This is a genomic window from Ruminiclostridium josui JCM 17888, from assembly GCF_000526495.1.
GTDB lineage: Bacteria > Bacillota > Clostridia > Acetivibrionales > DSM-1351 > Ruminiclostridium > Ruminiclostridium josui.
The window spans coordinates 2,349,431-2,360,516 of the sequence record NZ_JAGE01000001.1; the positions used below are offsets into that span (position 1 = coordinate 2,349,431).

2 protein-coding genes and 1 pseudogene are annotated in these 11,086 nt (G+C 36.6%); all 3 read left to right on the plus strand.

All coding sequences use genetic code 11. The features are described from left to right. Nucleotides 1-10 precede the first annotated feature (10 nt). Entirely contained in the window at nt 11-2,587 is a 2,577-nt protein-coding gene (locus K412_RS0110920; protein WP_024833148.1) for a B12-binding domain-containing radical SAM protein, read from the plus strand. 130 nt (nt 2,588-2,717) lie between these two features. Further along, complete coding sequence (locus tag K412_RS0110925; RefSeq protein WP_024833149.1) at nt 2,718-10,313, plus strand: non-ribosomal peptide synthetase; 7,596 nt, start codon at nt 2,718-2,720, stop codon at nt 10,311-10,313. A 28-nt stretch (nt 10,314-10,341) separates the two neighbouring features. Beyond that, nucleotides 10,342-11,043 (plus strand): annotated as a pseudogene (locus K412_RS20665) (thioesterase II family protein). The last annotated feature ends 43 nt before the right edge of the window (nt 11,044-11,086 follow it).

Consider the following 11,086-nt stretch of genomic DNA (forward strand, 5'->3'; position numbering starts at 1 on the left):
GGAGCGTTATATGAAAAAGGTAATGTTTATAAATCTATATGATTTTTCAAGCTTAAAACGTATACAGACCCCATTGGGATTATTGTCTTTATACTTTATTTTAAAGAAGAAAACTGATTACGATGTGGAGATATGTGATTTTAATGATGTTTACTATGATGGTATTCTACAGGATGATGGTTTCCAGAAGAATATTGATTGCATGGTTGATTATATTATTGGAAAGAATCCTGATTTAATAAGTGTTTACACAATGTGTAACAATTATCACATAGCTCTGTTTCTGTGTGAGGCTATCAGAAAAAAGAATCCCAATATTATAACATTGCTTGCGGGCCCTCATGCAACTATGGTCGCAGAAGAAACACTAAGCGGATTTAATTCCATTGATTACATTGGTTTGGGTGAAGGTGAGGAAACAATTGTCCCAATACTAAATGGAATTTTTAATAATAATGTTGAGGGAATCGCTGGTTTGGCGTATAGAGACAGTGAAGGAAAAATTATAGTCAACTGGAACAGGACAGATATCGCAGATATTGAAAATCTGGAAGTGATTGACTTTACTAAGGTAGGAGTTGAAGCTGATAAAATCAGGGCACTTGGTTCTGTTGACATTGAAGGCGGAAGAGGATGTCCTTTTAGATGTGCATTTTGCTCAACCCAAAAATTTTGGGGAAACCATTTTAGAGTCAAAAGTATTCCAAAAATTATTTCTGAAGTAGAGTTTTATATGGAAAAACTTCAGATTAAGGACTTCAATTTCCAACATGATTTATTTACTTTTAATAAGAAATACATACTTGAATTTTGTGATGAAATAATTAAAAGGAAAATGAATATAACTTGGAAGTGCAGTGCAAGAATTGACACAGTAGACAGTGAAATGCTTCTTAAAATGTCTGAGTCCGGGTGCACAGGAATATTTTTTGGTGTTGAGACCGGGTCAAAAACAGTTCAAAGAACTGTAAATAAAAACTTAAAGCTTGAAAAGGTGGATCAGGTTTTAAAAGGGTTGATAGAAAGTAATATAACCGCGGTTTTTTCCTTTATTTATGGATTTCCAACTGAGTTGGATGAAGATCTGAATGATACTCTTACTATGATACACCGAATTAAAAAAAGTACGATTACAAGAAACTTTAAAGGAACTTTTCTAATCGAATTATGGCCACTGGCATTCCTTCCGGGTACAATTATGGGACAAAACTATTATGATGATCTAAAGTTCAATGAATTTCGGGGAATGGATTTTAATAATAGTGATTATACCCGATGTCCCGAAGTTAGCAATCTTGTAAAAGAAAACAAACAAATATTTCTAAATTTTTACAGTATTGAAAAAAACAGTACGGAAGAGTTTAAATTTTTAAATGTTTTAATAATGTACTTGTTTAATTTCTGCTATTCATTTATTTATGAAGCAATAGATTTGATTATAGAATATTATAATAACAATATTCTGGAAATGTATTTGGATTTCTTTAAATTCAGCAGGGATGAAGTAGTAAGCTTCTTCCAAAATAAAACTATTGGGGGAATACTACCCAAATATGAAGAGTTGGGTGATTTCTTAAGTATACTGGATAGTTTCGTACAGAAGAGCCCGGTATGTAAAAAAGCCCTTGAAGAAAATCCAGACATCATGAAAACAATTAAATCGTATGCTTCAATGTTTAAAGGCAAATCTAATAAAAATAATCAGAGCCAAGGCGGACAATCTTCCTTGTATAAAGCATTGGAGAGAAGATATCCTAAATTACTGTTGCCGGTTGAAAAGGGTATGTCCTCAACTGAATTATACCGAGATGTTGTGAACAGGGGGAAAGTATATAGAAATAGTGATAATTTGTTTATTACTTCGGATAAAGATTTTATGATTCATTTGGATACAAGGTCTGAACCAATAGAACTTATTTATATACATAACCGTACTGACTATGAAAGATTTATTCAAGTAATGGCATATCGCTGTGAACCCGTACATATTCCTGACAAATCAAACGTTTTTGTTCTTAATGGAGTTACAAACTGGGAGAAGATTAGAGAGCACAAAAATGAATATGTCCGACAGGGAGGAAATGAGTGGGAAAAAGAATTGAGTGTTTTCCTTAGTAACAGAAAAAATTATACGGAAACAGTTATTGTATGTAGTCAAAAGTTGGGTGAGACTCATAGTTATCCTGAACTCAGTACGGATTCAATAGAAAATATCCAGTTAAATGCAAAAATCAGACTATTTCAGCAACTTTCATCTTACCTATCTTCAAAAAACAGCTTGAAAAGTAGAGATAAATTAATAAATAGACTTGTAAATGATTGTGTTGCGCTGATATTAAGTACAGGTCACTATGATAAGGATATAGCTTTGGCAATGGTAAATATAAATAATGGTGAGTGCTTTGATACAACTAAGCTCCAGAAATATATAACCGAGGGTGAAACTTTAGATAGGTTAGTTAAGAAAAATGTCAAACTTGCTTCCCAGTTGGAAGAAATTTTCGGAAGTTACAACGGAGATTTGAGTGCTCCAGAAAGTTTATTAGAACACATTTATTTGAATGTGAATGTGCTAATTACATTATAGTGGAACTAAATTTGCCAGTTTAGAAATCAAAGATTAGGAGTACTTGAAAATGTTTTTATTTTATAGACAGTAGCAAATGAAGGAGATTTGTAAAATAGATTAATTGTACAAAAGGAGTTTGGAAGAAATAATGGAAGAAAACAAACGTTATGAAGACAAGATTCCTATGGTCAATTATCGCGGTAAAGATAAATTTACATTAAATAATTTATCTTGTGATGATATCATGATTCCCGAATGTGAAGATAAGAAATTTTACGCTATTTTGCCGGCTCAGCAAAGACTATATATGGTTGCTCAGATAGATGAGACAGGCATTGCATATAATTTGCCTTGTGTGTATGAAATCAAAGGTATTCTTGAAAGAGAGAGATTTGAAAAAGCAGTAAAGAAGCTTGTGGAACGTCATGAAATTCTCAGGACAAGCTTTTCAATGGTAAATGGAGAACCAGTACAGAATATTTCGGAAGATGCCCATGTAGATTTGGAGTTTGTAGATGCTCAAAAAGAAGATATTGATGAAATACTTAAAGATTTTGTAAGGCCTTTTGATTTAAGTAGGGCTCCACTTATGAGAGTTATGGTAATAAATACGGGTGATGGTTTAAGTCTCCTTTTACTAGACATCCATCATATTATTACAGATGGAATAAGCATGAATGTACTGCTTAGTGAGCTGTCATGCCTGTATGGCAACGGTACCCTTCCAGAACTGAGAGTGCAGTTCAAGGATTACTGTGAATGGTTAAAAACAGGGGATACTACAGCCCAGGGAGAATATTGGAAAGGAATGTTTTCAGATGAAGTTCCTGTTCTAAATATGCCCTTGGATTATAGGAGACCATCGGTACAGAGCTTCAGAGGCGGGGCTGTGGCAGCTAGCATACAAGGAGAGTTAGCTGCGGATATTGAGAAAATCCAACGTAAGACAGAGACAACAGATTACATGATATTTATGAGTGCACTAATGATCCTACTGTCAAAATATTCAGGACAGGAGGATATAGTCATAGGCAGCCCTATGTCTGGAAGAACTCACAAAGACACTCAAAATATTCCTGGTATGTTTGTAAATACATTGGCATTCCGAGGAAAGCCAGAAAAAGCAAAAAGATATTCCGAGTTCTTGAAAGAGATAAAGGAAATATGCCTGAATGGATATGAAAATCAGGACTACCCATTTGAAAAGCTAGTAGAAGCAGTGAATGTAAACAGGGAATCATCCAGGAATCCCTTGTTTGACATAATGTTTGTTTTGCAAAATTATGACTATGGTGTCGGAAGCTTTGACACAATGGAAATGCAGGAACTTGACAAGTGTGAATGGCACAGGTCGGCAAGGTTTGATTTATCAGTAATTATTACCAAACAACGTGACGGATACAAGATTGTTTTGGAGTATTGTAAAGACTTATACACAGAAGAAACAGCAGAACTTCTGAAAAATCACTATATCAACCTTGTGAAGGAAATAGCTTCAGATTGTGAACAGCTCATAGGCAAAATTGAAGTTCTGGATGAGAATGAAAAGAAGAGAATCCTATATGACTTCAATAAAACAGAAATGGATTTTCCAAAGGACAAGGTCATGGCAGAGTTGTTTGAGGAGATGGTGGAAAGCTCCCCAGACAATTTGGCGGTAGTATTCGGAGAAGAAAAGGTTATATATAGAGAATTAAACAGAAGGGCAAATTGCCTTGCAAACAGGCTCCGTAATATGGGAATAGGGAAAAATGATTTTGTGGCGATTATGACGGAGCGCAGTGTGGAGATGGTTGCGGGTATTCTGGGCATAATAAAATCAGGAGCGGCCTATGTGCCTGTTGACCCAGGCTATCCAAGAGACAGAATAGAGTACATGATATCTGATAGCAGTCCCAAGGCAATACTTGTGTACAACACAGAAATTGAAACAGAGCTTCCTGTAATAGACTTACAGGATAAAACTATCTGGGAAGGCGATGGACAAAACCCGAAAATTGTAAGCAAACCCGAAGATATAGCATATATTATATACACCTCAGGAACAACAGGCAGGCCCAAAGGGGTTATGGTAGAAAACCATGGTATAGCAAATTTAAAGAGCTATTTTGAGACAAGCTTTAAAATCACCCCTAAAGATAATGTTTTGCAGTTTGCAAACATATCCTTTGACGCATCTGTTTGGGAAATGACCATGGGACTGCTGACAGGGGCGACACTGATAGTTGTTCCATCAGAATGTATTATGGACACAGCATTGTTTGAAAAATACTGCAGCGAAAATAGTGTAACGGTGGCAACTCTGCCTCCCCAGTACTATCAGACATTGAATAATTTTGCTCCAAGACTGTTGATAACAGCAGGTTCTGAGTCAAGTAAAAAGATAATAGAAAAAGCGGGAAGCGAAATAAGGTACATAAATGCATATGGCCCTACAGAAACCACAGTTTGTGCTACACATTGGGAGTATATGACATCGGAAGATATAAAGGACAGTATTCCAATTGGAAAACCCATACCCAACACACAGGTTTACATACTAAATGGTATGGAATTATGCGGTATAGGAATACCGGGAGAATTGTGCATTGCAGGGGTGGGAGTAGCAAGAGGATACTTGAACCGTCCTGAGCTGACTTTAGAGAGGTTCATAGACAATCCATATGGTGAGGGTAAAATCTACCGCTCAGGAGATTTGGCAAGATGGCTTCCCAATGGGAATATTGAATATCTAGGCAGAATAGACGAGCAGGTAAAGATAAGAGGATATCGTATTGAATTAGGAGAGATAGAAAATGTAATCAGAAAGATAGATTATATTACAGATGCCGCAGTTATTGCTCGGGAAGATTCAAAAGGAGAGAAAGCAATATTTGCATATATGGTTTCAGCTGAAAAAATAGATTCAGAAGAAATCAGAAGTATTATTGCCAAAAGTCTTCCAGACTATATGATTCCGGCATATTTAATGCAGCTTGACTACATACCCCTTAATAGAAACGGAAAGGTTGACAAAAAAGCACTACCGGCTATTAAAGCTGGTACTGACGGTTATAAAGCTCCAAGAAATAAACTGGAAAATATAATATGTCAGTCTTTCTGTGAGGTTTTAAAACTAGATAAGGTAGGCATCTTTGATTCCTTCTTTGAATTAGGAGGACATTCTTTAAGAGCAACAATGCTTGTAAATCTCATTGAAGAAAAAGCAGGAGTACGTCTGTCACACAAGGATATTTTCTTGTACCGAACACCGGAAAAGATTGCTGATGCAGTAAATCAATGTGTGGCAAACGAATATAACCCTATTTCTGCTGTTGCTGCAAAGGAATACTATCCTATGTCCTCGGCTCAGCAAAGACTATATATGGTTGCTCAGATAGATGAGACAGGCATTGCATATAATTTGCCTTGTGTGTATGAAATCAAAGGTATTCTTGAAAGAGAGAGATTTGAAAAAGCAGTAAAGAAGCTTGTGGAACGTCATGAAATTCTCAGGACAAGCTTTTCAATGGTAAATGGAGAACCAGTACAGAATATTTCGGAAGATGCCCATGTAGATTTGGAGTTTGTAGATGCTCAAAAAGAAGATATTGATGAAATACTTAAAGATTTTGTAAGGCCTTTTGATTTAAGTAGGGCTCCACTTATGAGAGTTATGGTAATAAATACGGGTGATGGTTTAAGTCTCCTTTTACTAGACATCCATCATATTATTACAGATGGAATAAGCATGAATGTACTGCTTAGTGAGCTGTCATGCCTGTATGGCAACGGTACCCTTCCAGAACTGAGAGTGCAGTTCAAGGATTACTGTGAATGGTTAAAAACAGGGGATACTACAGCCCAGGGAGAATATTGGAAAGGAATGTTTTCAGATGAAGTTCCTGTTCTAAATATGCCCTTGGATTATAGGAGACCATCGGTACAGAGCTTCAGAGGCGGGGCTGTGGCAGCTAGCATACAAGGAGAGTTAGCTGCGGATATTGAGAAAATCCAACGTAAGACAGAGACAACAGATTACATGATATTTATGAGTGCACTAATGATCCTACTGTCAAAATATTCAGGACAGGAGGATATAGTCATAGGCAGCCCTATGTCTGGAAGAACTCACAAAGACACTCAAAATATTCCTGGTATGTTTGTAAATACATTGGCATTCCGAGGAAAGCCAGAAAAAGCAAAAAGATATTCCGAGTTCTTGAAAGAGATAAAGGAAATATGCCTGAATGGATATGAAAATCAGGACTACCCATTTGAAAAGCTAGTAGAAGCAGTGAATGTAAACAGGGAATCATCCAGGAATCCCTTGTTTGACATAATGTTTGTTTTGCAAAATTATGACTATGGTGTCGGAAGCTTTGACACAATGGAAATGCAGGAACTTGACAAGTGTGAATGGCACAGGTCGGCAAGGTTTGATTTATCAGTAATTATTACCAAACAACGTGACGGATACAAGATTGTTTTGGAGTATTGTAAAGACTTATACACAGAAGAAACAGCAGAACTTCTGAAAAATCACTATATCAACCTTGTGAAGGAAATAGCTTCAGATTGTGAACAGCTCATAGGCAAAATTGAAGTTCTGGATGAGAATGAAAAGAAGAGAATCCTATATGACTTCAATAAAACAGAAATGGATTTTCCAAAGGACAAGGTCATGGCAGAGTTGTTTGAGGAGATGGTGGAAAGCTCCCCAGACAATTTGGCGGTAGTATTCGGAGAAGAAAAGGTTATATATAGAGAATTAAACAGAAGGGCAAATTGCCTTGCAAACAGGCTCCGTAATATGGGAATAGGGAAAAATGATTTTGTGGCGATTATGACGGAGCGCAGTGTGGAGATGGTTGCGGGTATTCTGGGCATAATAAAATCAGGAGCGGCCTATGTGCCTGTTGACCCAGGCTATCCAAGAGACAGAATAGAGTACATGATATCTGATAGCAGTCCCAAGGCAATACTTGTGTACAACACAGAAATTGAAACAGAGCTTCCTGTAATAGACTTACAGGATAAAACTATCTGGGAAGGCGATGGACAAAACCCGAAAATTGTAAGCAAACCCGAAGATATAGCATATATTATATACACCTCAGGAACAACAGGCAGGCCCAAAGGGGTTATGGTAGAAAACCATGGTATAGCAAATTTAAAGAGCTATTTTGAGACAAGCTTTAAAATCACCCCTAAAGATAATGTTTTGCAGTTTGCAAACATATCCTTTGACGCATCTGTTTGGGAAATGACCATGGGACTGCTGACAGGGGCGACACTGATAGTTGTTCCATCAGAATGTATTATGGACACAGCATTGTTTGAAAAATACTGCAGCGAAAATAGTGTAACGGTGGCAACTCTGCCTCCCCAGTACTATCAGACATTGAATAATTTTGCTCCAAGACTGTTGATAACAGCAGGTTCTGAGTCAAGTAAAAAGATAATAGAAAAAGCGGGAAGCGAAATAAGGTACATAAATGCATATGGCCCTACAGAAACCACAGTTTGTGCTACACATTGGGAGTATATGACATCGGAAGATATAAAGGACAGTATTCCAATTGGAAAACCCATACCCAACACACAGGTTTACATACTAAATGGTATGGAATTATGCGGTATAGGAATACCGGGAGAATTGTGCATTGCAGGGGTGGGAGTAGCAAGAGGATACTTGAACCGTCCTGAGCTGACTTTAGAGAGGTTCATAGACAATCCATATGGTGAGGGTAAAATCTACCGCTCAGGAGATTTGGCAAGATGGCTTCCTAATGGGAATATTGAATATCTAGGCAGAATAGACGAGCAGGTAAAGATAAGAGGATATCGTATTGAACTGGGAGAGATAGACAGTGTTCTTAAAAGTCTCGACAAAATAAAAGATGCTGTTACTATTATCCGGGAGCAAAACAATGAAAAATTCCTTTGTTCTTATATTGTATCTGAGCAGAATCAAAATATAGATAGTATAAGGGAGCAGATAAAAAATATTCTGCCCGAGTACATGATGCCTTCCTTTATAATGCAGGTAGAAAGCATAGCTCTTAACCGCAACGGAAAAGTAAATAAAGAATTGCTTCCAGAAATACAGTCAATGGCAGGGGAAGATTATATGCCTCCTCAAAATGAGGATGAGAAAGTGCTATGTCAGACTTTTGAAGAGATACTATCTATTGAAAAAGTCAGTGTTAATGTTGACTTTTTTGAACTTGGAGGCGATTCAATAAAGGCAATACGAATCATATCCAAATTAAAGGATTTAGGATATAGAGTATCTGTAAAGGATATTATGCTGGGCAGGAGTATAAGAAACATATCAAAATATATCAAGAAAGATACTTCTGTTATATTACAAGATGATAGTGAACTTACAGGCGAAGTTAAACTTACACCTATACAAAAATTATTTTATAGATGGGAACTGTCGAATTTAAATCACCTGAATCAATCAGTTATGGTAAAGACCCAACGTTTTGACAGGGAGGCACTAAAGGCTGTGTTGACTGAAATAGTCATTCACCATGATATGCTTAGGGCAGTTTTTTACAACGGAAGACAATACGTACTAAGCGTGGAGGAGAGTAGTCTTTATGAACTTTATGAATACGATGTTTCTCAGATTCCATTTGAAAAGCTGCAAGGGTATATAAGTGAGAAGTGTAATATAGTACAAGGCTCTTTTGACTTGGAAAAAGGCCCGCTAATAAAAGCTATTTTGTTTTCTGGTAATAAGGAAGACCACTTGATGCTTTGCATACACCATCTGGTAGTTGACGGAGTATCCTGGAGGATAATACTTGATGACTTGAATAGTGGATACAGACAGCATATATCAGGACAAAAAATAAAGCTTCCTCCTAAATCTACGTCGTACAAAGTGTGGTCTGATACGTTGGAGCAGTATTCTCAAAGTCAGGGGATACTGTCTCAATTTGAATATTGGAATAATGTAAAAAATAAAGTTCAGGAGTTTTCTTTAGGCGATAGATTTTTACCATCTGAAGTCAAAGAAGAGAGAAATTTGATAAAAGAGGAGTTATGTATAGACCAGGAGTTTACATATAAGCTCACCCGTTCTGCCTGGAGAAAATATAATACTGAGATAAACGACTTGCTGCTGACTGCTCTGGGTCGCACTCTCTATAAAGTAACTAATTCTGAGAGTATTGCAATTACATTGGAAAGCCACGGCAGACATGAAATAGATGCTTCAATACAGGTTGAACGAACGGTAGGATGGTTTACAAACATTTATCCTGTTGTACTTGTTATGTCGGGAGATTTGAAAAAAGATATTATTTCAGTTAAAGAAACTCTCAGAAAGGTTCCGGATAATGGTATTGGGTTTAGTCTGCTTAAAGAAATGGAAGGCGTGAAAACAGAAGTTGCTTTTAATTATCTTGGGGAAATCAATGAATCTGAGACTTTAACCAGTTTGGATATAAAGAGTTCTGAATTTACAACAGGAGAAAACAGAGGAAGAGACAATTATTTCGATAACTCAATATTAATTGATGGTCAAATAATTAACGGAAAGCTTGTATTTGAAATCCTGTATGATTGCAGTAAATACGGTAAGGAATTTATTGCCGGAATAATAAAGGAATTCAAAGGAATGTTGGAGGAGATTATTTTACATTGCACTGAAAACGATGAGGTTATAAAAACGGTATCTGACGTTGGCGCAGAAAGTCTGGAGGATTTTGAACTGGATGAACTGAGCAAACTAATGGATTTATTGTAAAACATAAAATATTTCAGGAGTGATTTCTATGATAAAACTATTTTGTATACCATATTCAGGGGCATCTGCCACGGTCTATTCCAGATGGAGTAAACTTATAAATAAAGAAATTGAGGTATTCCCTTTGGAACTTGCCGGAAGGGGAAGAAGACTCAACGACAAATTCTACAACGATATGGACGAAGCAGCAGAGGATTTATCAAATACAATTATTGATGAGGCTAAAGATATTAATTATGCACTCTTTGGACACAGTATGGGAGCGCGTTTAACATATGAGGTTTATTAGAAGTTAATGGAAAAAGGTTTTAAGGAACCCATAAAGATTTTCTTTTCGGGTTCCAAGGCACCATACCTTCCTCAAAATGAAATTAAAAGGTATCAGTTACCGGATGAAGAATTTATGAAAGTGGTTCTACATTACGGTGGTAATAGCGAAGACGTATTCAAAAGCAAAGATTTATGTGATTTGTTTATTCCAATTCTAAGAGCTGATTTCCGCATATATGAGGAATATAAATTTGTTCCCGGAAGAGAAAAAATCAAAACAGATATAGTGGTATATTATGGCAGGAATGACAGCAGCGTTACTTATGATGATATGATTGCATGGCAGGAGGTTGCTGGTTCCGGCTTTAAGCTTGTGGCATTTGAAGGGTCACATTTTTATCTGAATGAGGATGCTAACGGAATAACTTCTTCAATCCAAAAACAGTTAATCGGACAATAAAACTATTGCTTAAGGTATGAATATAAAAACTGGGGAGTGTTAT

Excerpts from the sequence above, each read along its gene's own strand:
- K412_RS0110925 (WP_024833149.1), top strand. The coding sequence starts at position 2,718 with ATGGAAGAAAACAAACGTTATGAAGACAAGATTCCTATGGTCAATTAT.
- K412_RS0110920 (WP_024833148.1), top strand. The coding sequence starts at position 11 with ATGAAAAAGGTAATGTTTATAAATCTATATGATTTTTCAAGCTTAAAA.